Annotated in this window: 25 protein-coding genes and 1 pseudogene; 11 read left to right on the top strand and 15 right to left on the bottom strand. The window is 72.3% G+C overall.

The window, feature by feature from the left end; all coding sequences use genetic code 11:
* Positions 1-3: 3 nt before the first annotated feature.
* The 5 genes from DBP14_RS27670 to DBP14_RS27645 form a co-directional block, all read right to left on the bottom strand.
* Entirely contained in the window at positions 4-936 is a 933-nt protein-coding gene (locus DBP14_RS27670; protein WP_129309822.1) for an SCO1860 family LAETG-anchored protein, read from the bottom strand.
* Positions 937-1,093: 157 nt separating this feature from the next.
* Entirely contained in the window at positions 1,094-2,185 is a 1,092-nt protein-coding gene (locus DBP14_RS27665) for an amidohydrolase family protein (RefSeq protein ID WP_129309821.1), read from the bottom strand.
* 273 nt (positions 2,186-2,458) lie between these two features.
* A complete protein-coding gene (locus tag DBP14_RS27655; protein ID WP_129309819.1) occupies positions 2,459-3,253 on the bottom strand; it encodes an amino acid ABC transporter ATP-binding protein in 795 nt (264 codons plus the stop codon).
* Positions 3,250-4,083 (bottom strand): amino acid ABC transporter permease, encoded by an 834-nt coding sequence (locus tag DBP14_RS27650; protein ID WP_129309818.1) that lies wholly within the window; start codon positions 4,081-4,083, stop codon positions 3,250-3,252. The genes DBP14_RS27655 and DBP14_RS27650 overlap by 4 nt, the downstream gene beginning before the upstream one ends.
* A 2-nt stretch (positions 4,084-4,085) precedes the next feature.
* Positions 4,086-4,928 carry a transporter substrate-binding domain-containing protein gene (locus DBP14_RS27645; protein WP_129309817.1) on the bottom strand — a complete coding sequence of 281 codons (843 nt, stop codon included), beginning with the start codon at positions 4,926-4,928 and terminating at the stop codon, positions 4,086-4,088.
* Between the two features lie 157 nt (positions 4,929-5,085).
* Here DBP14_RS27645 and DBP14_RS27640 point away from each other — a divergent pair, with 157 nt between their 5' ends.
* Entirely contained in the window at positions 5,086-6,207 is a 1,122-nt protein-coding gene (locus tag DBP14_RS27640; protein ID WP_241741047.1) for an aminotransferase class V-fold PLP-dependent enzyme, read from the top strand.
* Between the two features lie 47 nt (positions 6,208-6,254).
* Here the strand turns inward: DBP14_RS27640 and DBP14_RS27635 are convergent, their stop codons facing one another.
* Complete coding sequence (locus DBP14_RS27635; protein ID WP_129309815.1) at positions 6,255-6,470, bottom strand: hypothetical protein; 216 nt, start codon at positions 6,468-6,470, stop codon at positions 6,255-6,257.
* A gap of 44 nt (positions 6,471-6,514) precedes the next feature.
* Here DBP14_RS27635 and ectA point away from each other — a divergent pair, with 44 nt between their 5' ends.
* The 4 genes from ectA to thpD are packed head-to-tail and all read left to right on the top strand — an operon-like array spanning position 6,515 to position 9,673.
* Complete coding sequence (gene ectA / locus DBP14_RS27630; RefSeq protein WP_129309814.1) at positions 6,515-7,033, top strand: diaminobutyrate acetyltransferase; 519 nt, start codon at positions 6,515-6,517, stop codon at positions 7,031-7,033.
* Positions 7,034-7,046: 13 nt separating this feature from the next.
* The gene (gene ectB / locus DBP14_RS27625; RefSeq protein WP_129309813.1) at positions 7,047-8,318 is read left to right on the top strand and encodes a diaminobutyrate--2-oxoglutarate transaminase; all 1,272 of its coding nucleotides are present in this window, start codon (positions 7,047-7,049) and stop codon (positions 8,316-8,318) included.
* Between the two features lie 48 nt (positions 8,319-8,366).
* Positions 8,367-8,777, top strand: coding sequence for an ectoine synthase (locus DBP14_RS27620; RefSeq protein WP_129309812.1), 411 nt, complete (start codon positions 8,367-8,369; stop codon positions 8,775-8,777).
* Positions 8,774-9,673 carry an ectoine hydroxylase gene (thpD, locus tag DBP14_RS27615; RefSeq protein WP_206739366.1) on the top strand — a complete coding sequence of 300 codons (900 nt, stop codon included), beginning with the start codon at positions 8,774-8,776 and terminating at the stop codon, positions 9,671-9,673. Before DBP14_RS27620 ends, thpD begins: the two co-directional genes overlap by 4 nt.
* 113 nt (positions 9,674-9,786) lie before the next feature.
* Here the strand turns inward: thpD and DBP14_RS27610 are convergent, their stop codons facing one another.
* The 5 genes from DBP14_RS27610 to DBP14_RS27590 all read right to left on the bottom strand — a co-directional run bounded on the left by DBP14_RS27610 (position 9,787) and on the right by DBP14_RS27590 (position 14,613).
* Positions 9,787-10,851, bottom strand: a complete 1,065-nt coding sequence (locus tag DBP14_RS27610; RefSeq protein WP_129309810.1) for an aminotransferase class V-fold PLP-dependent enzyme — start codon at positions 10,849-10,851, stop codon at positions 9,787-9,789.
* Positions 10,852-10,963: 112 nt separating this feature from the next.
* Positions 10,964-11,680 carry a DsbA family oxidoreductase gene (locus tag DBP14_RS27605; protein WP_129309809.1) on the bottom strand — a complete coding sequence of 239 codons (717 nt, stop codon included), beginning with the start codon at positions 11,678-11,680 and terminating at the stop codon, positions 10,964-10,966.
* Between the two features lie 76 nt (positions 11,681-11,756).
* Positions 11,757-12,278, bottom strand: a complete 522-nt coding sequence (locus DBP14_RS27600) for a GNAT family N-acetyltransferase (RefSeq protein WP_206739365.1) — start codon at positions 12,276-12,278, stop codon at positions 11,757-11,759.
* Positions 12,279-12,326: 48 nt separating this feature from the next.
* Entirely contained in the window at positions 12,327-12,935 is a 609-nt protein-coding gene (locus tag DBP14_RS27595) for a DUF1349 domain-containing protein (RefSeq protein ID WP_129309808.1), read from the bottom strand.
* A gap of 148 nt (positions 12,936-13,083) precedes the next feature.
* Complete coding sequence (locus tag DBP14_RS27590) at positions 13,084-14,613, bottom strand: aldehyde dehydrogenase (NADP(+)) (protein WP_129309807.1); 1,530 nt, start codon at positions 14,611-14,613, stop codon at positions 13,084-13,086.
* 130 nt (positions 14,614-14,743) lie between these two features.
* Between DBP14_RS27590 and DBP14_RS27585 the strand changes: the two genes are divergently transcribed.
* The 4 genes from DBP14_RS27585 (at position 14,744) to DBP14_RS27570 (ending at position 19,101) form a co-directional block, all read left to right on the top strand.
* A complete protein-coding gene (locus DBP14_RS27585) occupies positions 14,744-15,514 on the top strand; it encodes an IclR family transcriptional regulator (RefSeq protein WP_129309806.1) in 771 nt (256 codons plus the stop codon).
* A 167-nt stretch (positions 15,515-15,681) separates the two neighbouring features.
* Entirely contained in the window at positions 15,682-16,938 is a 1,257-nt protein-coding gene (locus tag DBP14_RS27580; protein ID WP_241741292.1) for a histidine kinase, read from the top strand.
* Positions 16,935-17,594, top strand: coding sequence for a response regulator transcription factor (locus tag DBP14_RS27575; RefSeq protein ID WP_129309804.1), 660 nt, complete (start codon positions 16,935-16,937; stop codon positions 17,592-17,594). Before DBP14_RS27580 ends, DBP14_RS27575 begins: the two co-directional genes overlap by 4 nt.
* Positions 17,595-17,649: 55 nt before the next feature.
* Positions 17,650-19,101, top strand: coding sequence for a penicillin-binding transpeptidase domain-containing protein (locus DBP14_RS27570; RefSeq protein ID WP_129309803.1), 1,452 nt, complete (start codon positions 17,650-17,652; stop codon positions 19,099-19,101).
* Positions 19,102-19,156: 55 nt separating this feature from the next.
* Here the strand turns inward: DBP14_RS27570 and DBP14_RS27565 are convergent, their stop codons facing one another.
* From DBP14_RS27565 to DBP14_RS27555, 3 genes and pseudogenes are all read right to left on the bottom strand, one after another.
* Entirely contained in the window at positions 19,157-19,954 is a 798-nt protein-coding gene (locus DBP14_RS27565) for an HAD family acid phosphatase (RefSeq protein ID WP_129309802.1), read from the bottom strand.
* Between the two features lie 125 nt (positions 19,955-20,079).
* Positions 20,080-20,878: pseudogene (locus DBP14_RS27560) on the bottom strand (MBL fold metallo-hydrolase).
* A gap of 47 nt (positions 20,879-20,925) precedes the next feature.
* The gene (locus DBP14_RS27555; RefSeq protein ID WP_129309801.1) at positions 20,926-21,507 is read right to left on the bottom strand and encodes a TIGR03086 family metal-binding protein; all 582 of its coding nucleotides are present in this window, start codon (positions 21,505-21,507) and stop codon (positions 20,926-20,928) included.
* 177 nt (positions 21,508-21,684) lie between these two features.
* On the opposite strand from DBP14_RS27555, the gene DBP14_RS27550 reads away from it, so the two are divergent.
* The gene (locus tag DBP14_RS27550) at positions 21,685-22,917 is read left to right on the top strand and encodes an MFS transporter (protein WP_129309800.1); all 1,233 of its coding nucleotides are present in this window, start codon (positions 21,685-21,687) and stop codon (positions 22,915-22,917) included.
* Here the strand turns inward: DBP14_RS27550 and DBP14_RS27545 are convergent.
* Positions 22,854-24,017, bottom strand: a complete 1,164-nt coding sequence (locus DBP14_RS27545; RefSeq protein ID WP_129312119.1) for a hypothetical protein — start codon at positions 24,015-24,017, stop codon at positions 22,854-22,856. The two genes, DBP14_RS27550 and DBP14_RS27545, sit on opposite strands and share 64 nt — an antisense overlap.
* 209 nt (positions 24,018-24,226) lie before the next feature.
* Between DBP14_RS27545 and DBP14_RS27540 the strand changes: the two genes are divergently transcribed.
* Positions 24,227-25,036, top strand: coding sequence for an NAD(P)-dependent oxidoreductase (locus tag DBP14_RS27540; RefSeq protein ID WP_129309799.1), 810 nt, complete (start codon positions 24,227-24,229; stop codon positions 25,034-25,036).
* Positions 25,037-25,070 lie beyond the last annotated feature (34 nt).

Genomic DNA, 25,070 nt, shown 5'->3' with positions numbered 1-25,070 from the left:
GCCTCAGTTCCTGCGCCTGCGGGCCAGTGCCACCCCTCCCCCGCCCAACAGCAGCAGGGCGAGTGCGCCGCCCGCGATGTACGGCGTGGCCGCGCTGCCGCCCGTTTCCGCGAGGCCGGCCTCGCTGTGGCCGCCCTGGGGCTTGGGGTCCGCGGCCGGGTCGTGGCTCGGGACGGTGTGGTGCGCCGGTGCGGAGGCCGGTGTCGTGGCCTGTGCCTGCCTCGGGGTCTCGCAGGTGGCCTTGGCCAGGGTGACGGTGCCCTCCACGTCGGCCACGTTGAGCTTCAGCGGGTTGACGGAGACCTTGAGTTCCAGGGCCGTCGCGGCCGCCGTACGGCTCGTGGTGCGGCGCTGGGCGAGGTCGAGGCGGATCTCGCCGACGCCGGGGACCTTCAGTTCGGTCGGGCCGCCGGCGCTGAGGGTGACGCGCTTGCCGAGGGCCGTGACGGTGCCGAGGACGTTCGCGGAGGCGACCGGCCGCTTGCCCGCCTCGCAGGTGGCCTTGGCGGTGACGGTGCCGACCTCGATCAGGGACAGCAGGGGCAGGCCGGGGACGTGCAGCCTGGCGTGGACCAGGCGGACCGAGCCCTCGGCGCGCTCGGCGGTCGCCGTGGCCTTCGCCGAGGCGACCTGGGCGGAGAGGACGTTGAACGGCCGGCCGGCGTCGACGCCGTCGAGCCGGGCGGTGAGGGCGGTCTTGTCGGCGCTGCGCGGTGCCTGGACCTCGTTGAGGGTGACCGCGAGCGGGACGTTCACGGTCTTGTTGAGCAGGGACACGTCGAGCCCCGTGCGCAGGACGACGGCGGAGGCGCGACCGTGGTCGGCGGTGGCATGCGCGGCGCCCGCGCCGAGGACCGCGGGAGCGGCGGTCAGGGCGGTGACCGTCGCGATCGTGGCGAGACGGCGTGCGGGCATACGGAAGTTGTTGCTGTTCAAGGCGGTGGGACCCCCAGAGAAAATTGCTTGGGACCCGTCAACCTTGTACGCACTGTGGGTGAACGGTCAGCGATCCTGGGTTACTTCACCCGTAAGTGGATTATCCGCATGCCTCTTCGAATCACCGGGCACAGCAGTTCCCCCCTGCCCCTCTCGCCTACTCGACGACCCGCCCGTTCAGCACCACCCGTCGCGGTGCCGCCAGCACCCGCACGTCGGCCCGCGGGTCGTCCCCGTAGAGGACGAGGTCGGCCGGGGCGCCCTCCTCCAGGCCCGGGCGGCCCAGCCAGCTCCGGGCGGCCCAGCTGGTGGCGGCCAGGGCCTCGACGGGCGGGATGCCGGCGGTGACCAGTTCGGCGACCTCCGCCGCGACCAGCCCGTGGGCCAGTGAACCGCCGGCGTCCGTGCCGACGAACACCGGGATCCCGGCGTCGTAGGCGCCGCGCACGGTGTCGTAGCGCCGCTCGTGCAGCCGCCGCATGTGCGCCGACCAGCCCGGGTACCGCTTCTCGCCGCCGGCCGCGAGCTGCGGGAAGGTGGCGATGTTGACCAGGGTGGGGACGATGGCGACGCCGCGTTCGGCGAACAGCGGGACGAGGTCGTCGGTGAGGCCGGTGGCGTGCTCGATGCAGTCGATGCCGGCCTCGACCAGGTCGCGCAGGGAGCTCTCGGCGAAGCAGTGCGCGGTGACGCGGGCGCCGAGCCGGTGTGCCTCGGCGATGGCGGCCTCGACGGCGTCGCGGGGCCAGCAGGCGGCGAGGTCTCTGAGGTCGCGGTCGATCCAGTCGCCGACCAGCTTGACCCAGCCGTCGCCGCGCCGGGCCTCCCGGGCGACGTAGGCGACCAGATCCTCCGGTTCGATCTCGTGGGCGAAGTTGCGGATGTAGCGGCGGGTGCGGGCGATGTGCCGGCCGGCCCGGATGATCTTCGGGAGGTCGTCGCGGTCGTCGATCCAGCGGGTGTCGGAGGGCGAGCCCGCGTCGCGGATCAGCAGGGTGCCCGCCTCGCGGTCGGTGAGCGCCTGCTTCTCGGCCGCCTCGGCGTCGACCGGGCCCTCGGTGCCGAGGCCCACGTGGCAGTGCGCGTCGACGAGGCCGGGCAGGACCCACCCGTCGACGGTGGTGACGTCCCGCGCGCCGGCCGGGCGGTCGTAGGTGATCCGTCCCCCGACCACCCACAGCTCGTCGCGGACGTCCTCGGGTCCGGCCAGGACCCGCCCCTTCAGGTGCAGCACCGCAGAATCGCTCATGTACCGCACCCTAGGCCCTGTCGTCAAAGTCCCTCCCCCAGCCTCCGGCCGGGTGGTGCCCCCAGCCGCGCGACGCCATGCACGCTCCCCCAGCCTCCGGCCGGGAGGTGCCCCCACTCGCCGCACCGGCCCCAGACCCAAGTACGTCCAGTACGAGGATCTGGGGCCGGCACTCCCCCAGCCTCCGGCCGGGGGACCCCCAGAGCACGCACCTGACGCCGCGCGGCCCGCCCTCCGGGCGACGACGGGACTTTGACGACAGGGCCTGGTGAGCTACGCCTGTGCCTTCCCCACCTGGTCCGAGGTCTCCTCCTCGACGTCGGCCATCGCCGGGTCGAGCAGGCGGGAGAGGAAGTGGCGGGTCCGCTCGTGCCGGGGGGCGCCGATGACCTGCTCGGGGCTGCCGTCCTCGACGATCACGCCGCCGTCCATGAAGACGACCCGGTCGGCGACCTCGCGGGCGAAGGTCATCTCGTGGGTGACGACCATCATCGTCATGCCCTCGCGGGCCAGCATCCGCATCACGGCGAGGACGTCGCCGACCAGCTCGGGGTCGAGCGCGGAGGTCGGCTCGTCGAAGAGCATCACCTCGGGGCCCATGGCCAGGGAGCGGGCGATGGCCACGCGCTGCTGCTGGCCGCCGGACAGGGCGGAGGGGTAGGCGTCCGCCTTGTCGGACAGGCCGACGCGGGCCAGGTTCTCGGCGGCGATCCGGCCCGCCTCCGCCTTGCCGCGCTTGAGTACCCGCCGCTGCGGCAGCGTGAGGTTCTCGGTCACCGTGAGGTGCGGGAAGAGGTTGAACTGCTGGAACACCATGCCGATACGGCGGCGTACGGCGTCGATGTCGACGTCCGGGTCGGTGATCTCGGCGCCGCCGACGAAGACCGCGCCTTCGGTGGGCTCCTCCAGCAGGTTGACGCAGCGCAGCAGGGTGGACTTCCCGGAGCCGGAGGGGCCGATGACGCAGACCACCTCGCCCTGGCCGATCTCCAGGTCGATGCCGCGCAGGACGTGGTTGTCGCCGAAGGACTTGTGCAGGCCCTGGACCTGTATCTCGGGACGGCTCACTTGATCTCCTCCTGGGCCTTGGCCTCCATGCGGCGCACGACGAAGCCGAGCGGGATGGTGACCAGCAGGTAGCACAGGCCCGCGACGAGGATCGGCGTGGAGTTGGCGGTCGTGCTGGCCAGGTCCCGGCCGAACTTGGACAGGTCGCGCTCCTCCAGGGTCACGCCGAGGAGCAGCACCAGCGAGGAGTCCTTGAACAGCATCACCAGTTCGTTGGTGAGCGGCGGCAGGATGATCCGGAAGGCCTGCGGGATGATGATGGACACCATCGCGCGTGCGGGCGAGAAGCCCAGCGAACGGGCGGCCTCCATCTGCCCCTTGGGCACCGCCTGGATGCCGGCGCGGAACGTCTCCGCCATGTAGGCGGCGCCGATGAGGCCGAGGCCGAGGGCGGCCTTGCCGTAGGTGCCGCCGGGGATCTCGGTGCCCGGGAAGGCCAGCGGCACCGCCACCGCGATGAACACGAAGATCAGCAGGGCGGGCAGGCCGCGGAAGACCTCGATGTAGATGCCGGCGAGCCAGCGGTAGGGGCCCACGGAGGACAGCCGCATCAGCGCGATGACGAGGCCCAGGGCCAGCCCTACGGCGAAGCCGGTCGCCGTGAACAGCACGGTGTTCTTCAGTGCGAGCGTGATGACGTCCGGGAACATCTGCCCGGCGATGTCCGTCTGCGCGAACTGGTTCTGCAGCCGTCCCCAGTCCGCCGTGGCCGCGACGGCGGCCACGGCGGCGACGAAGACGGCGTACTGGATGCCCCGTGACAGCCGGCGCTTCTGGCGGCGCGTCAGCCCCTGCTTGACCGGCTGCCGTCGTACCTCGGTGTCGGCCATGGTCAGGAGGCGGCCGGGGAGGCGGCGGACGCGTCGTAGGGGCCGATCCACTTCTCGTACAGCTTCTTGTACGTGCCGTCGGCCTTGGCCTGGCCGAGCGCCTTGTTGATGGCCTCGCGCAGCTTGGTGTTGCCCTTCTTGACCGTGAAGCCGTACTGCTCACCGGTCTTGAGGTTGTCGACGACCTTGAAGGCGTCCGCGTTGGCCTTGTCCTTCAGCCAGCCCTGGACGACGGGGTAGTCGATGATGACGGCCTGGACCTGTCCGGTGCGCAGGCCGTTGAGGACCGCGTCGGAGGACTCGAAGGAGACCGGGTCGTAGCCCTTGCCCTTGGCGTAGTCCTCGCCGGTGGTCTGCGCCTGCGCGCCGAGCTTCTTGCCCTTGGTCTTGACGTCGGCGAGCGAGGTGATGCCGCTCTTCTTGTCGACGAGGACGGCCTGGGTGGCCTCGAAGTAGGGGTCGGAGAAGTCGACGTTCTTCTTGCGCTCGGGCGTGATGGTCATGCCGGCGGCGGCGAGGTCGCACTGCCCGGAGTTGAGGAAGGCGCCGGTCTTGAAGTTCTCGAACGGCGTGTCGACGATGTTCTGCTTGACGCCGAGGTCCTTGGCGACGAGATCGATGAGGGAGACGTCGAAGCCCTGCACCTTGCCGTCGATCTCCGACTGGAACGGCGGGTAGGGCAGGTGGGTGCAGGTGGTCAGCTGACCGGCCTTGACGAGGTGGACCCCCTTGACGGTGGTCTTTCCGCTCCCCCCGCCGGAGGAGCAGCCGGCGACGAGTGCGAGTCCGGCCGTGGCGGTGACGGCGGCCAGGAGGCGGGTCCGGCGCCCGAGGAGCGTGTTCATGGGGGGAGGTCTCCCTGTGGGGTGTCTGAGGCTTCCGATTATAAGGAAGAGTTTGAGTCTCTCAAACCAAACCGATGGTTGTGAGGGGCTACGACCTAGGATCGATGGAGTCGATCCCCACACAAGTCCCACATCCGACGAGGAAGAGAGCAGGATCTTGACGACGCACCCCCTTCTGGACCTGCCCCCGCTGAGCGCCGCGCGGTTCGCCGTCGTCGAGGACCGGGTGGCCCGGTTGCTGGGCACCCGGCAGGACGTGCTGATCACGCAGGGCGAGGCGCTGCTGCCGCTGGAGGCAGCGATCCGCGGCGCGGCCGGCCCGGGCACGGTGGCGCTCAACGTGATCACGGGCCCGTACGGGCAGACGTTCGGCGACTGGCTGCGGGACTGCGGCGCGACGGTGTACGACCTCGCCGTCCCGTTCCACACGGCGGTGACGGCCGCGCAGGTCCGGGAGGCGTTCGCCGCGCACCCGGAGATCGACTTCGTGTCGCTCGTGCACGCCGAGGCGGCGACCGGCAACACCAACCCGGTCGCGGAGATCGGCGAGGCGGTGCGGGAGCAGGGGGCGCTGTTCTACCTGGACGCGGTGGCGTCCGTGGGCGCGGAGCCGGTGCTGCCGGACGCGTGGGGCGTGGACCTGTGCGTGATCGGGGCGCAGAAGGCGATGGGCGGCCCGGCGGGGGTGTCGGCGATCTCGGTGAGCGAGCGCGCCTGGGCCCGGATGGCGGCGAATCCGGACGCCCCGCGCCGCTCCTACCTCTCCCTGCTGGACTGGAAGGAACGCTGGATCGACGCCGGCCGTACGGCGCTGCCGCACGCCCCCGCCCAGCTGGAGACGCTGGCCCTGGAGGCCTGCCTGGAGCGGATCGCGGAGGCGGGCGCCGAGACGGTGATGGCGCGCCACCGCGCGGCGGCGCTGGCCACGCGGGCCGGGGCGGTGGCCCTGGGCGGGGGCCTGGAGCCGTACGTGTACGAGGCGCGGGACGCGGCGCCGGTGGCGACGACCCTGCGGGTGCCCTCCGGGGTGGTGGCGTCGGAGCTGGTGGCCGGCGCCCTGGCCGGCGACCCCTCGCTGCCGCTGGCGGCCGGCGGGGGCGCCCTGGCGAAGGAGATGGTCCGCGTCAACCACTACGGCCCCGCCGCGACCCCGGAAACGGTACGGGCCTCCCTGTCGGCCCTCGCCGCGTCCCTGGCCGGCGTCGGCGTCCCGGTGGACGAGGCGGCGGCCCTGCGGGAGGCGGAGCAGGTCTGGGGCCGCGCCGGGAGCGCGTCGTAAATCACATTTCCGTGTGAGGGAATCGACGGGGCCACGGGCGCCAGAATTCACGTCGGTTTTCCAATTCCCGCCAATTCACCGGATACCCCGGATTCTTTCATGTCAGCTTCCCGTCTTCTTCTGCCCGCTTTTTTCGAGGCTAAACCGGGAAGTTTTCCGGCGACTTTTCGGGCTGTGACGTACTCCACAAACGGAGCGTTATGCCCCGGTTTGACGTGGGCTAATTCCGGCATATCGCACTCGTTCACGGTCCTGTCGATCATGACGGCCGTGCATTATTGAATTTCGCTCGCTAAATTCGTGCCGCATGACTGCCGCACCAGCAGACCTGCTCATCGACCGACCGGCGGTGACCGACGGAGCCTCGCTCTGGCGTATCGCCAAGGACTCGAAAACCCTCGACCTGAACTCCTCGTACAGCTATCTGCTGTGGTGCCGGGACTTCGCCGGCACCTCGGTGGTGGCGAGGGGCGCGGACGGGGAGGCGGTCGGCTTCGTCACCGGGTACGTGCGGCCGGAGGACCCCCGCACCCTGCTCGTCTGGCAGGTGGCGGTCGACTCCGCGTACCGCGGCCACGGCATAGCGGCCGCGCTGCTGGACGGGCTCGTCGCGCGCCTCGCCGCCGAGCGGGGCGTCACCGGCGTCGAGACGACGATCACGCCGGGCAACACGGCCTCCGAGCGCCTCTTCACCTCGTTCGCCGACCGGCACGGCGCCGGCCTGACCCGCGAGGTGCTGTTCCCCACCGAGGTGTTCCCGGACGGCCCGCACGACCCCGAGGTCCTGTACCGCATCGGCCCCCTGACCGACCCCACCGCGCACTGAGGAGCGAATCACCGTGACCATCACCCAGCCCGATCTGAGTGTCTTCGAGACCGTCGAGTCCGAGGTGCGCAGCTACTGCCGCGGCTGGCCCGCCGTCTTCGACCGCGCCCAGGGCAGCCGGATGTACGACGAGGACGGCCACGCGTACCTCGACTTCTTCGCCGGTGCCGGCTCACTCAACTACGGCCACAACAACCCGGTGCTCAAACGGGCGTTCATCGACTACCTGTCCCGGGACGGGGTCACCCACGGCCTGGACATGTCGACCACGGCCAAGCGGACCTTCCTGCAGACCTTCCAGGACCTGGTGCTGCGCCCGCGCGACCTGCCGTACAAGGTCATGTTCCCGGGCCCGACGGGCACCAACGCCGTCGAGTCGGCGCTGAAGCTGGCCCGCAAGGTCAAGGGCCGCGAGGCGATCGTGTCGTTCACGAACGCCTTCCACGGCATGTCGCTGGGCTCGCTCGCGGTGACAGGCAACGCCTTCAAGCGGGCGGGCGCCGGCATCCCGCTGGTGCACGGCACCCCGATGCCGTTCGACAACTACTTCGACGGCACGGTCCCGGACTTCCTGTGGTTCGAGCGGCTGCTGGAGGACCAGGGCTCCGGCCTGAACAAGCCGGCCGCCGTGATCGTGGAGACCGTGCAGGGCGAGGGCGGCATCAACGTCGCCCGGCCCGAGTGGCTGCGCGCGCTCAAGGAGCTGTGCGAGCGGCAGGACATGCTGCTGATCGTCGACGACATCCAGATGGGCTGCGGCCGCACCGGCGCCTTCTTCTCCTTCGAGGAGGCGGGGATCACGCCGGACATCGTCACCGTGTCCAAGTCCATCAGCGGCTACGGCCTGCCGATGTCGCTGTGCCTGTTCAAGCCCGAGCTGGATGTGTGGGAGCCCGGCGAGCACAACGGCACCTTCCGCGGCAACAACCCCGCGTTCGTCACGGCGACGGCGGCCCTGGAGACGTACTGGACCGACGGCTCCGCCATGGAGAAGCAGACCCGGGCCCGCGGCGAGCAGGTCGAGCAGGCGCTGATCTCCATCACCGAGGAGAACCTCGCCGACGTCAAGGAGTACCGCGGCCGGGGCCTGGTGTGGGGCCTGGAGTTCCACGCCAAGGACCGCGCCTCGCGCATCGCCCGCCGCGCCTTCGAACTCGGGCTGCTCATCGAGACGTCCGGCCCGGAGAGCGAGGTGGTCAAACTGCTGCCCGCGCTCACCGTCACACCCGAGGAACTGGACGAGGGCCTGCGCATCCTGGCGCGCGCCGTCCGGGAAACCGCCTGACCCCTCGCACCCGGCCAGTTCCACCCAGCTAGGAGGAAGTACAGCACCGTGATCGTCCGATCGTTCAAGGACATCGAAGGCACCGACCGGCACATCAAGTCGAAGTCCGGCACCTGGGAGAGCAAGCGCATCGTCCTCGCCAAGGAGCGGGTCGGCTTCTCCGTGCACGAGACCATCCTGTACGCCGGCACCGAGACGCAGATGTGGTACGCCAACCACATCGAGGCCGTCGTCTGCACGCGGGGCGAGGCCGAACTGACCGACCGCGAGACCGGGAAGACCTACACGATCACGCCCGGCACCATGTACCTCCTGAACGGCCACGAGCGGCACACGCTCAAGGTCAAGGAGGACTTCCACTGCATCTGCGTGTTCAACCCGCCCGTCACCGGACGGGAGGACCACGACGAGAACGGCGTCTACCCCCTGCTCACCGAACCCGAGCCCGAGGAGGTGTGATCCGCATGACCAGCACCGTCACCGATCTCTATCCCACCCGCGGCACCACCGAGGTGACCGTCCCGCGCCAGGACCCGGTCGTCTGGGGATCCCCGGACACGCCCGGTCCGATCGCGGCCGCCGATCTGCAGGGCTTCGAGCGCGACGGCTTCCTCGCCATCGACCAGCTCATCGCCCCGGACGAGGTCGACGTCTACAAGCGTGAGCTCGACCGGCTGGTCGGCGATCCGGCGGTCCGCGCCGACGAGCGCTCCATCGTGGAGCCGAAGTCGAAGGAGATCCGCTCGGTCTTCGAGGTGCACAGGATCAGCGAGGTGTTCGCGAGACTGGTGCGCGACGAGCGGGTCGTGGGCCGCGCGCGGCAGATCCTGGGCTCGGACGTGTACGTCCACCAGTCCCGGATCAACGTCAAGCCCGGATTCGGTGCCAGCGGCTTCTACTGGCACTCGGACTTCGAGACGTGGCACGCCGAGGACGGCCTGCCCAACATGCGCACGGTGTCCGTCTCGATCGCGCTGACCGAGAACCACGACACCAACGGCGGCCTGATGATCATGCCGGGTTCGCACCGGACGTTCCTCGGCTGCGCGGGGGCCACGCCCACCGACAACTACAAGAAGTCGCTGCAGATGCAGGACGCGGGCACCCCGTCCGACGAGGCGCTGACCTCCCTGGCCGGCGAGCACGGCATCCGGCTGTTCACCGGCAAGGCCGGCTCGGCGACCTGGTTCGACTGCAACTGCATGCACGGTTCCGGCGACAACATCACGCCGTTCCCGCGCAGCAACGTCTTCATCGTGTTCAACAGCGTGGAGAACACGGCGGTGGAGCCGTTCGCGGCCCCGATCCGCCGGCCGGAGTTCATCGGGGCGCGGGACTTCACGCCCGTCAGGTAACACACCCCCCAATCACCGGGCCGGGCCTCCTCGTGTGGGACGGGGGGCCTCGGCCCGGTCGTGTTCACGTGATCACGCGGCCACACGGTCGCGCGATCACGCGGTCCCTGCGCTCACCCGGCGAGCGCGTCCAGCAGGCGGTCCACGTCGGCGGCGGTGTTGAACAGGTGGAACGAGGCCCGCAGGTTGCCCGCGCGGTCGGAGACCTCGATGCCGGCGCGGCTCAACTCCTCCTGGCGGCCGCCGAGTCCGGGCACGGAGACGATCGCCGAGCCGGGGGCGGGCACCGGTTCGTGGCCCAGGGAGGCGAGCCCGCTGCGGAACCGGTCGGCGAGCCCGGCGTCGTGGGCGTGCACGGCCTCCACGCCCAGTTCCTCGATCAACTCCAGCGAGGGACGCAGCCCCGCGAAGGTGAACAGCGCCGGCGAGACATCGAACCGCCGCGCGGAGCGGGCGAGTTCGGTGACGGGGCCGTAGCAGCTGTTCCACGGCTCCTCCGCCGCCACCCAGCCCGCCAGGACGGGGGTCAGCCCGCCGAGGTCCTCGGGGACGGTGAGGAAGGCCGCGCCGTGCGGGCCCAGGAGCCACTTGAAGGAGACGGCGGCCGTGAAGTCGTAGCGGTCCGCGTCCATCGGGAGCCAGCCCGCGGACTGGGAGAAGTCGACGTAGGTGCGGGCGCCGTGCGCGCGGGCGGCCTCGCGCAGGGCGGGCAGGTCGGCGAGACGTCCGTCGGCGGACTGCGCGGCGCTGACCGCGACGAGCGCGGTACCGGGCCGGACGGACTCGGCGATCCGCTCCAGCGGGACCGTGCGGACCTTCAGGTCGCCGCGGACGTGGAACGGGTTCAGTACGGAGGTGAAGTCGTCCTCGGCGGTGAGGACTTCGGCGCCGGCCGGCAGCGACGCGGCGATCAGGCCGGAGTGCGCGGCGACCGAGGCGCCCGCGGCCACCCGGGCGACGGGCACCCCGGCGAGCCGCGCGTAGGCGGCCCGGGAGGCCTCCACGTCGTCGTACAGGGAGGTCAGCGGCCGGCCCTCGGCCCGCAGAAGCGCCGCCCGGTGCAGGGCGGCGACGCTGCGCGCGGGCAGCAGGCTGTTGCTCGCGGTGTTGAGGTAGATGCCCGCCGGGGTGAACTCGGCGCGGACGAGGCTGTCGAACGTCGTCTCCGTGGTCTCCATGACCCCACTGTGCGGCCCCGGGAACCCCCCGTCCATTGCGGATTTTTACGCAGTTCCTCTCAGTTTCCCTTATACGTCCCCGCCGACCTGCGGTTTCTCAGTGCCTGGCTGCTCAGTGCCCCGGCACCGCGCACCCGTCCGGGCCGCACGCCTCGGCGTCGCCCTGGTCGACGAGCTTCAGCGGGGAGCGCTCGCCCCACGCCTGGGTCAGTGCCTGGGTGAAGACCTCGGTGGGCTGGGCGCCGGAGACGCCGTAGGCGCGGTCGAGGACGAAGAAGGGCACGCCGTTCGCGCCGAGCTGCGCGGCCTCGCGCTCATCGTCGCGGACGTCGTCGGCGTACGCCTGCGGGTCGGCCAGCACCCGGCGGACCTCCGCCTCGTCCAGGCCGGCCTCGGCCGCCAGCTCCACCAGCCGCTCGTCGCCCTCGCTGAAGACCGACCGCTCCTCGGCGAAGTTCGCCCGGTACAGGATCTGGACCAGCTCGTCCTGCCGGCCCCGCTCCTTGGCGAGGTGCAGCAGGCGGTGCATGTCGAAGGTGTTGCCGTGGTCGCGGTCCCGGGTCCGGTAGTCCAGGCCCTCGGCGGCTGCCTGGGCGCCCAGGTTGTCCTCACCGGCCTGCGCCTGCGCCTCGCTCATGCCGTACTTCCTGGTCAGCATGGCGAGGACCGGCTGGACGTCGCCCTTGGCGCGGCCCGGGTCCAGCTCGAAGGAGCGGTGCACCACCTCGACCCGGTCGCGGTGCGGGAAGGCCGCCAGCGCCTTGTCGAAGCGGGCCTTGCCGACGTAACACCAGGGACAGGCGATGTCCGTCCAGATCTCGACGCGCATGCTCTCGGCTCTTCTCCAGGTCGTACGGGTGCGGAGGCTCTCTCCACCCGGTACGTGAACCTTCAAACAGTCGCCTTCATTCCCCGGCTCCTTCCCCGGCTGCCGGCACGGCGTACCGCAGGAACAGGTGGTGGTCGTCCTCGGCCGGCGGGTTCTCCGGGTCGGGAATCCAGCCCTGGCGGGCGTAGAAGGCCTGGGCGCGCTCGTTGTCCACGTGCACGTCGAGTACGGCCGCTCGCCTGCCGTCGGCCCGCCACTGCTCCACGCAGGCCGCGTGCAGGGCCGTACCGATGCCGGAGCGCCAGCGGTCGGGGTCGACGTGGAACTGGTACAGCTTCACGGTGTCGGCACCGCCGTCCTCCGGGACGCGGAAGGAGGCGATCGCGACGATCGCGCCCCGCTCGACGACGCACAGCACATGCCCGTCGGGCCGCTCGACGGCCCCTCTCCAGGCCGCGCCCCAGTCCGTGCCGTCCTGGGGGACGCCGTCCGGGTAGTAGGTCGAGCGGGCTCTCAGATGCAGATCGGCGATGGCCTCGGCCTCGGCGGCCACGGCGGTGCGGATCACGCGGCTGCCGGTCACACGGTCACTGATCATGCAACGGAGGACGTGGCGGCGCCCGGCACGGTTCCGCGCGGGGGCCGCTCAGCTGCCGTCCCGCAGATCGGACGGCCACTCGGGCCTGAACTCGATGTGGTCGTAGGTGACGACACACCCCTCCCCCATCGGTGACTGGGCCATGAAGCCGACGAGGGCCGACTCCGTCTCCTTCTCGTCGCCGAGGGTGAACAGGCGCACGAAGGTCCAGCGGCGGCCGTCCCGGGAGGCGTGGAAGGCGAGGGCGCGGCCGGTCCGGCTGATCCGCAGCCAGACCGAACTGCCGTCCACGGTGAAGGAGTTGGCGTCGTCGGAGTGCCCCCGGGTGACGACCGTGCAGACGGTGGGCACCTTCGGGGAGTACTCCAGGCAGAGCTTGGCCCAGGCGCGGTCGCCGACGTGGACGTAGAGCACGCCGGCGTCGAAGGACGCCCTGAACCCCACGGTGACCCGGGCGATCAGCTGGAAGTCTCCCTCCGGCGCCCCCAGCAGCCGGGGCGCGTCGGAGGCGGGGTCCAGCGCCTCCCCGGTAGGCGTCACGAACCGGTCCTGCCGAGCCCCGGCCCACCCGGCCAGCACCCCGTCCTCATACCGCCAGTGCCCCCCGGGCCCGTACGTCCGCAGCAGGAACGGCAGTTCAGGAAGCTCCAGGTCCATGGTCTGATTATCGCAAGATAACTATCCAACCCCGGCAGGTACAAGCGCCCCGAAAGGGGCGCGGGGCTGTATCGATGTGCGGCTCCGCCGCGTGGGCGCGAGCAACCACAACGCACCTGCACGCGAGGTCAGCCCTCACGCCCCCGCACTACCGCTCCAGAACCCCATTGAACCGCCGAGGCACCCCCAGTGGATTGCCGTCCCGCAGCTCCGCGGGAAGCAACCCCTCCGGCGCGTTCTGGTACGCCACAGGCCGCAGCCACCGCTCGATGGCCGTACCCCCCACGGACGTGGACGTCGACGTGGTCGCGGGATAAGGCCCCCCGTGATGCTGGGCCGGGGCCACAGCAACCCCCGTCGGCCACCCATCCACCAGCACGCGCCCCGCCAGCGGCGTCAGTTCCGCGAGGATCTCCGCGCCCCGGCCTCCGCCGGACGCCTCCTCCTCGGACAGGTGCACCGTCGCCGTGAGGTTGCCGGGCAGCCGGGACAGCACCGCCGTCGCCTCGCCCTGATCCGCGTAGCGGGCCACCACGGTGACCGGCCCGAAGCACTCCTCCAGGAGCAGGTCGTACGCCCCCTCCTCGGCCAGCCGGCCGGCCGCGACCGTGAGGAAGCCGGCGCTGACGGTGTGCTCGCCGCCCGCGCCCGGCGTCACCGGGGACTCCACGCCGTCCAGCCGTGCCCGTTCGGCGACCCCGGCGAGGAAGTTGTCCCGCATGCGGTGGTCGAGCAGGACGCCCGCGTCGGTGTCGCTCACGGCGGCGGTGAGGGACTTGACCAGGGCGTCGCCGTCCTCACCCGCCGGTACGAGGACCAGTCCGGGCTTGACGCAGAACTGGCCGACGCCGAGCGTCATGGACCCGGCGAGCCCGGCGCCGATGGCCTCCGCCCGCTCGGCCACGGCCGCCTCGGTCACCAGGACGGGGTTCAGCGACCCCAGCTCTCCGTGGAAGGGGATTGGCACCGGGCGGGCGGCCGCCGCGTCGAACAGGGCCCGTCCGCCCCGTACGGAACCGGTGAAGCCGGCGGCGGCGACCAGCGGGTGCCCGATCAGCCCGACGCCCGCCTCGAAGCCGTGCACCAGACCGAGGACGCCCTCGGGGATGCCGTGCCCGGCGGCGGCCCGCCGCAGCACCTTGGCGACCAGCTCGGACAGGGCCGGGTGGTCGGGGTGGGCCTTGACGACGACCGGGCAGCCCGCGGCGAGCGCGCTCGCGGTGTCGCCGCCGGCGACGGAGAAGGCGAACGGGAAGTTGGAGGCGGAGTACACGGCGACGACGCCCAGCGGGACCTTGTAGCGGCGCAGGTCGGGGATCGGCGGGGTGGCGGTGGTGTCGGGGTGGTCGATGACGACGTCGAGGAAGGCGCCCTCGTCGACGATGTCGGCGAAGGCCCGCAGCTGGTAGCAGGTGCGGGCGAGTTCGCCGGTCAGCCGGACGGGGCCGAGCGCGGTCTCGGCGTCGGCGGCCTCGACGAGCTGGTCGCGGGCGCCCTCCAGGCCGTCGGCGGCCGAGCGCAGGAAGGCGGAGCGGACGGCACGGTCGGCGAGGGCGCCGCGCGCGGCGTGGGCCGCGCGGACGACCGCGTCCACCTCCTGCGCTGTGGCCTCCACCGCAACCTGTTCACGCTGCTTCCCGGTGCGCGGGTCGACACTCCACACTGGTGCTGCTGCCACCGCGGGTCCCTCCAAGTAGTGCCGCACTGTCTAGGCCAGTATCAGCCGCGTTCGATATACTGAACACTGTCTCTGATGATGAATGTGCTGCTCGGAGACTATTTGCCGTCCAACGAAGGGGTCAAGGGCGATGTCGGCAGGCGAGACAGGCGGCGCGCAGGTCAAGTCCGCTGTGCGGACCGTGGAATTGCTCGAGTATTTCGCCGGCAGCCCCGGTATGCACTCCCTCGCGGCCGTCCAGGAGGCGGTCGGCTACCCCAAGTCCAGCCTGTACATGCTGCTGCGGACGCTGGTGGAGCTGGGCTGGGTGGAGACGGACGCGACGGGCACGCGGTACGGCATCGGGGTGCGCGCGCTGCTGGTGGGCACGTCCTACATCGACGGTGACGAGGTGGTGGCGGCGGCGCGTCCCACCCTGGACCGGCTCTCCGACGACACGACGGAGACCATCCACCTGGCCCGTCTCGACGGCACGAACGTGGTGTACCTGGCCACCCGGCAGTCGCAGCACTACCTCCGCCCGTTCACCCGGGTCGGCCGTCGGCTGCCCGCGCACTCCACGTCCCTCGGCAAGGCGCTGCTCGCCACGCACACCGACGAGCAGGTGCGCAAGCTGCTGCCGGAGACGCTGCCGGCCCTCACCGAGCACACGATCACCGACCGCGAGAAGCTGATCGAGGAACTGCACCAGGTACGGGAGCAGGGCTTCGCGGTCGACCGCGAGGAGAACACGCTCGGCCTGCGCTGCTTCGGCGTGGCGGTGCCGTACCGCACCCCGGCCCGCGACGCGATCAGCTGCTCGGTCCCGGTGGCCCGGCTGACCCCGTCCCACGAGCAGATGATCAAGGACGCCCTCTTCGACGCCCGCGACCGCCTGACCCTGGCCACCCGCCGTCTCTGACCCCGCCGCGCCCCGATCCGTTTCCCCCTCCTCCCCCGTCCGGCGGAGGGAGATCACCGGCGAGCAGGACGTGAACACACGGGCCGGCGCGGGAGCATGGGTGCATGCCGCCCTCAACCGACCCCGCACGGAACACGGTTGCCCTCGCCCCCACGGCCCCCGCGCCGGTGACGGGGGCGTTGCGGCTGTTGTTCGGAGGGCGGGCGCGGCGGCGCTGGATCCATCTGATCCTGGGCGGCGCGCTCGCGATGCCGTACGTCTTCGTCGGCTCGGTGATCGTTGGGCCGCTCACCGGCACGGACGACGTGTTCGGCTCTCTCGCCCTCCAACTCGGCTCGTTCGCGGTCGGGTTGCCGCTCGCCGCGGCCACCTCCGTGTTCCCGCTGACCCGGCCGCTGGAGTCCGCGGCCGTCCGTGCCCTGTGCGGTGTGGAGGGGGACGCCCTCGCCCACGGGCCGGCCCGGACGCGGGCCGCGCGTGGGCGTACGGCCGCCTGGTTCACGCTGCACCTGGGGCTCGGCGGGATCATCTCCGGGATGTCGCTGTCCGTGCCGCCGTTCGCGCTGGTCCTGATGGTGCTGCCGGTCTTCGCCTCGATGCACGACAGCCCGCTCGCCCTGCCCGGTTTCGTCCACCACGGCTGGGCGCTGGCGCTCTCCCCGGTCGCCGGACTGGCCATGCTGCTCGCCCTGGCCGCGTGCGCCGCCGGCTGCGGGGCGCTGCTGGCCCGCTGGGCGCCCGCCCTGCTGGGGCCCACCCCCGAGGACCGGCTGGCGGCGGCGGAGGCGCGGGCCGCCGATCTCGCCGTACGCAACCGGCTCGCCCGCGAGCTGCACGACTGTGTGGGCCACGCCCTGAGCGCGGTCACCCTCCAGGCGAGCGCCGCCCGCCGGGTCCTGGACAGCGACCCGGAGTTCGTGCGCGAGGCGCTGGCCGCCATCGAGGACACCACCCGGCGCACCGTCGGTGAACTGGACGCGGTCCTGGGCGTGCTGCGGGACGGGGACGCGCCCGGCACGGCGCCCGCGCCGACCCTGGAGGCCGACCTGGAAGGCCTGCTCAGCCGGACCCGGGCGGCCGGCCAGCGGGTGACGGCCACCGTCGGCACCGACCCGGCCGCCCTGCCGCCGCTGGTCTCCCGGGAGGCGTACCGGATCGTGCAGGAGGGCCTCAGCAACGCCCTGCGGCACGCCGGCCGGCCGGTCGCCCTGACCCTCACCACCACCGCCGACGGCCAGCTGGAACTCACCATGGAGAACCCGCTCGGCGCCCCTCCCGCCGCCCCCGCTCCCCGTCCCGGCGGCGGACACGGCCTGCGCGGCATCGCCGACCGGGTCCGGCTGCTCGGCGGCACCGCCGAGGCCGGCCCGGCCGGGGACCGCTGGCGCCTGCACGTCCGACTGCCGCTGAAGGGAACCGCATGACCCCGCCCGCCATCCGTGTCGTCCTCGCCGACGACGAGCGCATGGTCCGCACCGCGCTGCGCGCCATCCTGTCCGCCGAGCCCGGCCTGGAGGTCGTCGGCGAGGCCGCGACCGGCGCGGAGGCGGTGTCCGTCGTCCGCGCGGTACGGCCGGACGTGGTGCTGATGGACGTGCGCATGCCGGAGACCGACGGAATCCGGGCCACCGAACAGATCCTCGCCACCCTGGACGACCCGCCCCGGATCGTGGTCGTGACCACCTTCGAGAACGACGCGTACGTGTACGAGGCGCTGCGCGTCGGAGCGGCCGGCTTCCTGCTGAAACGGGCCGAGGCCGACGCGCTCGTCCAGGCGGTACGACTGGTCGCGCGCACCGACAGCCTGCTGTTCCCGTCGGCCGTGCGCGCCCTGGCGGCGGAGCACGCCCGGCGCTCGGCGGCGCCCCCGGCCTGGGTGGGCCGTCTCACCTGCCGGGAGAGCGAGGTGCTGCGGCACCTGGCGGCGGGGCTCACCAACGCGGAGATCGCCCGGCTGATGGCGGTGGGTCCCGCCACGGTGAAGACGCACGTGGCGGCCGTCCTCGCCAAGACCGGCACCCGGGACCGCACCCAGGCGGTGATCGCCGCGTACGAGGCGGGCTTCCTGAACGCGCGATGAGAAATGCGGGCGTACGGGAACGATCGCCCCCGTCCGGCTCGTCTTCACCTGCGGGATGAACAAGACGATCAGGCGGGCGTCCGTCTTCACACTGCTGCTCGTGTTCGCTCTGCTGATCAGGGCGACCTGGCTGCAGTTCTACGACGGCAAGGCCCTCGCGGAAGACAACGACAACCGGCGGAACGTGATCCAGACGTACTCACAGCCGCTCGGGAACATCATCGTGGCGGGAAAGCCAGTCACCGGCTCGGCCCGCACGAAGGGCGGTGACCTGGCCTACAAGCGGACGTACACCGATGGCCCGCTGTACGCGGCGGTGACCGGCTACGCCTCGCAGGCGTACGCGCCGACGCAACTGGAGGGCATCTACCAGGATCTGCTCAACGGCACGGACACCCGGCTGAAGAACGTGCTGGACACGGTCACCGGCAAGCGCGCCGAGCCGGGTGACGTGCTCACCACGATCGACCCGGCGGTGCAGAAGGCGGGGTACGAGGCGCTGGGCGGGAAGAAGGGCGGGGCCGTCGCGATCGACCCGAAGACCGGGAAGATCCTGGCGGTGGTGTCGACCCCGTCGTACGACCCCTCGACGCTCACCGACGCCAACACGGCGGGCTCCGCGTGGAAGCGGCTCACCCACGACAAGGACAAGCCGCTCACCAACCGCGCGCTGCGCCAGCCGCTGCCGCCGGGCTCGACGTTCAAGCTGGTCGTGGCGGCGGCCGCGCTGGAGGACGGGCTGTACGACAACGTGAACCAGCACACGGACAGCCCCGACCCGTACACGGCGCCGGACACGACGGTGCCCCTGACGAACGAGAACAAGTCCGCTCCCTGCGAGAACGCCACGATCCGGATGGCGCTGCAGTACTCCTGCAACAACGTCTTCGGCAAGATGGCCGTCGACCTCGGGCAGGACAAGGTGCGGGCGATGGCCGAGAAGTTCGGCTTCGACGACGACAAGCAGGACGTGCCGGTGCGCGCGTACACGAGCGGGTACCCGTCCGGGATGGACAAGGCGCAGACCGCGCTGTCCGGCATCGGCCAGTTCGACGTCACCGCCACGCCGCTGCAGATGGCGCTGGTGTCGGCGGCGATCGTGCACGACGGCGAGCTGCTCTCCCCGCACATGGTGTCGCGGATCACCGACGGCAACGGGTCCGTGCTGAAGGACTACGGCGACGACACGGACACCACGCGGATCGTCAGCTCGCGCACGGCCGCGCAACTGCGGTCGGCGATGGAGACGGTCGTCAAGGACGGTACGGGCACGAACGCGCTGATCGACGGGGTCACGGTGGGCGGCAAGACGGGCACCGCCCAGCACGGCGAGAACAACAGCAAGACGCCGTACGCCTGGTTCACGTCGTACGGGAAGTCCGGTGGCAAGGAGGTCGCCGTCGCCGTGATGGTCGAGCAGTCGGACGCGGCGCGCTCCGAGGTCAGCGGCAACGGGCTGGCCGCGCCGGTGGCCAAGGCGATGATGCGGGCCGCGCTGAAGAGCTGAGGCAGACCGGACGCCGCCCGGCCGGGAAGCCGGCCGGGCGGCGGGACGGCGGTTCTCAGCTGACGAAGTACGTCGGGTTCGGCAGCTTGTAGGTGCGGTCGGCGTGGCCGCCGTCCAGGTCCGAGTACTGGTCGCCGAAGTTGGCGATGATCTCGTACCCGAGGTCGTGCTCGATGTGCTTGCGGGTGCCGGACTTGAACTGCACGGTGGTGCAGTTCCAGGTGCCCGGGGTGGCGCAGCCGGCGAGGTAGGCCGGCGGGTTGTCCTTGTCCTTGAGGAACATGTGGCCGGCGTCGAGGTTCACGTCGGCGCCGATCTTCTTCAGGTTCTCCACGGCCCCGGCGCGCTGGGACTCGCTCAGCCCGGAGTTGTAGAACACCGCGACGCCCTTGGACCGGGCGTAGCGCACCAGCTCGGGGCTGCCGAAGACGGCGGGGCGGTCGGCCCGGTTGACGTAGTCGTTCCAGGTGGCCGGGTTGTACGTGTAGTTGTAGCGCTTCTCGTAGTCGAGGCTGAGGAGCAGCGTGTCGTCGATGTCGAAGACGACGGCCGGCTTCTCGCCCCGGTGGTGGGCCTTGCGGGCGGCCTTGTCGATGTAGCGCTCGGCGGCGCGGTCGATGGCCGCCAGGTCCTTGGCGTACGGGCTGTCCGGGGACGCCTGGTAGACACCGTCGCTGTCGGCGTGGGTGCCGTAGTAGGTGTCGATGTCCTTGACCAGGACCCCGATGTTGTAGGGCTCGTGGGTCGAGTTCGCCGTTCTCTGGCCGGCGGTGGCCGCGCCCGCGCCGTAGAGGGCGGTGCCGGCGATGGCACATGCGGCGGTGGCCGCCGCGATCCGCAGTGTTTTATGCATGACAGGTTTCTACGCGCGTCACCCGGTCGTGCGCGAGGACCGTTGCGCGATCGATATCAAGCCATGCTCCGGACGGCCCGCACTCGGCTGCGAAGGGAGTTGAGCGGACGTCAGCCAGGGCGGGCTCAGAAGGTCCTGCTCCCGCCCTCGACGGCGGCGTGCGTGGGCCGGCCCGCGGCCTCGGCGGCGCGGGCGGCGGCCGCCTCCCGGGTGAGGCACGGTCCGACGTGGGTGACGAGCAGTTCACGTACGCGTGCCTCGCGGGCGATGCGGCCGGCGTCCTCGGGCGTCAGGTGCACCGGGGGGAACTGTGCGCCGTCGCGATGCCCGTCGACGTCCGCCTCGCACAGGAACAGATCGGCGCGGGAGGCGAGTTCGCCCAGCGCCGGGCAGGGCCCGCTGTCCCCGGAGTAGGCCAGCACGCTGCCCTGGCACTCGGCGCGCAGCCCGTACGACTCGGTGTCGTGGGCGACGGCCCGTGCGGTGAGCCGGAGGTTCCAGTGCCGCACGTCATGGCCGTCGTACAGGGCGCGGAAGTCGAAGACGTCCTTCAGGAACTCCACGTCGGACCGCCCGAAGAAGCCCGCCAGCCGCCGTCCGCAGTCCTGCGGGGCGTAGACGGGCAGGGGCGCGGCCGGGGTCATGCCGCCGAACGCGAAGGCGTAGGCGGCGGCCAGCAGGTCGGCGATGGGGGCACCGCCCGGTCGAGCGAAGCCGAGACTGGGGGAGGTCCGCGTGCAGGTGGGAGATCCAGATCGCGGTGAGCCGCGCGGGGTCGGTGTGCCGCTGCAGCGCGGCGAACGTACCGGGCCCCGCGTCCACCCACACCTCGGCGCCGCCGCCGCTCAGCAGGTAGCCGGAGCAGGGCCGGTCCGGGCCGGGGTGCGGCGAGGCGGTGCCGAGGACGGTCAGGGTGAGCGGCATGCAGGGAGGGTACGACGGCGCGCGCTCACCGGTGACGGTTTACGGCCTCAGGGACGCCACCCCGGGTCGCGGCCGCTCAGCCCCACCGCGCGGTCCAGCAGCGGCGCCTCGGCGGGAACCGGCACGACGGGTCCGAAGATGCCGCCGTTCGGGCCGTCGGCGGCGGCCAGGAGGAAGCCGTGGGCCGACTCCAGGGCGGCGGGGTCGGGGGCGTAGTCCTGGCCGGTGGCGCGGGCCAGGTCCCAGCCGTGGATCACGAGTTCGTCGGTGGCGACGGCCCCCGCGACCGCGCCCGGCAGGTCCACGCCGCCCGCGCGGGTGGCGCCGGTCCAGGCGGCCGGGTCCCGCCACGCCTCGGCGAGTTCGTCGAGCGCCTTGGGCAGTTCCGCGCGCCAGTCGGGGCCGATGTCGGGGACGGCGGAGGCCGGGGGCGTGTCGGTCGTCGCGCCGAGGTCCTTGCGGGCGGCGTCCCGGAGGGCGACGGACAGCCCGAGCAGATGGCCCAGCAGGTTCCGCAGCGCGTAGTCGGGGCACGGCGTGGCGGCCGTTAGCTGCTCGTCGGTGACGTTCTCGGCGAGCCGGGCCACGATCAGGGCCTGCGGGCCGAGATCGAGAAGGGTGTCGGTCATCCGGTGCTCCTCGGGATCGCGGTAGCTGTAGCGGTAGGGGTACGAAGTGCTGACCGGCCGGCCCGCCGGAACTCATCGGTGCCGCGGCCGAGAGTTCCGAACGGCCCCGGACGGCAGCCGGATCTACGGCGTCTTCCCGATCCCGGAGCACCCCCCTTAGACCCACGATCGGCGTGCATGACGACTTCCTGGACCGTGGCCCGCGTCGTGCGCGACCGGGACGCGGGGCTGTATCTCACCGCCGTGGTGGTGTCCGGCTTCGGCACCTCCGCGCTGTGGCTGGCGTCGGGCGTGTGGGTCAAGGACCTCACCGGATCCGACGGCCTGGCCGCGCTGTGCGCGGCGGCCCTGTGGGCGCCCACTCTGGCCGGACCGGCGCTGGGCACGCTCGCCGACCGGGTCCGCCGCAGAACGCTGCTCGTGGCGGGCGATCTGGGCCTGGCCGGTGCCGTGCTCGCCCTGTGCATGGTGGACTCCCCCGGCCGGCTGTGGCTGCTGTTCGCCGTGCTGGTCGTGTACGGCGCGACCGGTGTCGTCCAGGACGCGGCCGAGTCCGCCCTGCTGTCCGCCGCCGTCGGCCCGGAGCTGCTCGCCGACGTCAACGGGCTGCGCATGACCCTCACGGAGGGCATGAAGCTGGTGGCCCCGCTGACGGGCGCGGGGCTGTACGCGGTGTACGGCGGGGCGGGCGTCGCCTGTCTGGACGCGGCCACGTTCGCCGCCGCCGCCGGGCTGTGCGCGCTGCTGCGCGTGCGCGAGGAGCGGCCGGTCCGCTCCGCCGGCGGCTGGTGGGCGGAGACCGCCGAGGGCGCCCGCCATCTGTGGGGGCACCCGGCGCTGCGCCCGCTGGTCCTGGCGGGCGGCACGACGATGCTGCTGGCCGCGCTGAACAGTACGACGCTGTACGCGGTCGTGGACCGCCTCGGCCACCCGCCGACGTTCGTAGGTGTGCTGTACGCCGTCCAGGGCGCGGGTTCGGTGGCGGTGGGGCTGGTCTCGGGGCCCGCGCTGCGCCGGCTCGGCGCGGGACGGTTCGCGGCGGCGGGGATCGCGCTGACGGCTCTCGCGGTGGCCGCGCGGGCCGTCGCCTCGACCCCGGTGGCTCTGGTGGCGAGCGCGGCGGGCGGTCTGGGACTGCCCTGTGTGCTGATCGCCGCGCTCACCGCCGTACAGCGTGCGACGCCCGGGCCGCTGCTGGGGCGGGTGACGGCCACCGCCAACGCGCTGCTGTTCACGCCGAACGTGCTCGGGCTGGCCGCCGGGGCCGGTCTGGTCGAAATGGCCGGGCCCGGGCTGCTGTGCCCGGTGTACGGGCTGGTGCTGCTGGCGACGGCTGTTCCGCTCGCTCAGCGCGCCGACAGGGCCGCGCGGACCGCCGCTAGGTCGGTGTCGGAGGCCAACCCCGCGTGATAGAGGCGGAGTTCCGTCGCCCCGTGCGCACCGGCGCGGGCGGCGTCCGCCGCGAGGGTGGCCGGGCTGCCGCCCATGCCGGAGACGATCGTGAAGTTGGCGGCCAGGACGGCGTCCGCGTGTCCCTGCGCGGCGAACGGGGCCAGCAGGTCCGGGCCCCCGGTGCAGGGGACGACCACGCCGTCGGCGACGGACAGGATGTGGGCGGGGTCGACGCCGGCGTTGGCGCCGCAGTGGTGGGAGACGGGGTCGGCGTGCAGCAGGACCTGGAAGCCGTGTGGGGCGCCGGCGCGTACGGCGGCGACGGCCTCCTCCTGGAGGGTGCGCGCGGTGTGCTCACGCCACGCGCGCGTGGCGGCCGCGGTGTCCTCGCCGAGCCGCTTGGCGACGCCGGTCCAGCCTCCGCCGTCGGCCTCCCCGCGCCACAGCGGCTCCAGCGCGTCCCGCACGGCCACCGCGAGCGCGTCGGCGTCCAGGCCGTGCGCGCCGTAGCCGGTGCGGCAGGACGGGCAGAAGCACAGGGACATCAGGTACTGCCCGGCGTCCCCGAGGGCGACGCCGGCGGTCTTGTCGTGGGCGTGCAGGTGCGCGAGGCCGTACCAGCCGAGGGACTCCAGTTCGGTGCCCTGCGCGCCGGGGCGTACGGCGGCCTCGGCGGCGAGGTCGACGAGGTACGCGCGCGTGGCGGGCTGGGCGATGCAGGGCGCCCAGGGGTAGCGGTCGCCGTAGGCGTTGACGACCGAGGTGTCGGGGTGCTCGGCGCCCAGACGGGAGTTGTGCGCGAGCACGACCCAGGTGTGCACCGGGAGGCCGGCCTCCGCGAGGGCCGCCGCGGCCTCGCCGTAGGCGTCCGCGGGGGCCCAGCGGCCGGCGGGGCAGGGCCGCAGGCCGCGGCCGGACCAGCGGTCGCCGGGCGGGTAGAGGACGGCCGCGTACTCGGCGGTGACGACGCGGTGGCGGGGGTGGCGGGGGGTCAGGGCCCGGGTGGAGTGGTAGGCGGAGGCGAGGGTCACCTGCTCGACGCCGAGGGCGGCGAGCCGCCCGGGGGCCGCGGGATCGCCGACCACGTCCCAGGGGTAGACGAACGCCGAGGCCTTCACGGGCACTCCCTCGCTCACGCTGATGCATTCTTCTGATCTACGTCCACATTCATGAACATGCGCACGCTACGGGGCCCCGTACGGCAGGTCAAGCGGCCCTGTGGGCCCTGGGTGAGCGAAACGCCCTGGCGCGCGCGACACTTGACGCCGCCGGGGCGGCTCCCTAGCGTGTGCATGTATGTGAATGCTGGCCACAAGGAGAACCGAGGATGCCCGCTCCCCGCACCGTCCTGCTCACCGGCGCCGCCGGCGGCCTCGGCACCCTGATGCGGTCCCTGCTGCCGGAGTACGGCTACACGCTGCGCCTGTTCGACGTGCGTCCCGTCGAGGGCGCGCCGGACGCCGTCACCGCGGACCTCGCCGACATGGACGCCCTGCGCGCGGCCGTGCGCGGCACGGACGCGATCATCCACCTCGCCGGCATCTCCCTGGAAGCGCCCTTCGAGAAGATCCTCGCGTCGAACATCGAGGGCACCCAGCACCTCTACGAGGCCGCCCGGCAGGAGGGCGTGCGGCGGATCGTCTTCGCCTCCTCCAACCACGCCGTCGGCTTCACCCCCGCCCCGCGCGCGGGCGAGCCGCTGATCCCGGTCGACACCCCGCGCCGCCCCGACACCTTCTACGGCCTGTCGAAGTCCTTCGGCGAGGACCTCGCCCAGTTCTACTGGGACAAGCACGGGCTGGAGACCGTCTCCGTGCGCATCGGCTCCTGCTTCCCCGAGCCGACCAGCGTGCGGATGCTGTCGGTGTGGATGAGCCCCGCCGACGGCGCCCGCCTCTTCCACGCGGCCCTGACCGCCGAGGGCGTCGGCCACACCGTGGTCTACGGCTCCTCGGCCAACACCCGCCTGTGGTGGGACCTGACGAGCGCGCGGGCGCTCGGGTACGAGCCCCGGGACGACTCCGAGCCGTACGCGGAGAAGCTGATCGCCGAGCAGGGCGAGCTGGACCCCGCGGACCCGGCCCACAGCCACCTGGGCGGGCACTTCGTGACCGACCCGCCGATCTGGCCGTACTGACGCCCGGCCGAGACCCCTCCGCCCGCGGCGGGGC

Origin of the sequence: Streptomyces sp. L2 (assembly GCF_004124325.1) — a bacterium.
Classification (GTDB): Bacteria; Actinomycetota; Actinomycetes; order Streptomycetales; family Streptomycetaceae; genus Streptomyces.
This window is presented reverse-complemented; position numbering and strand designations above follow the sequence as displayed.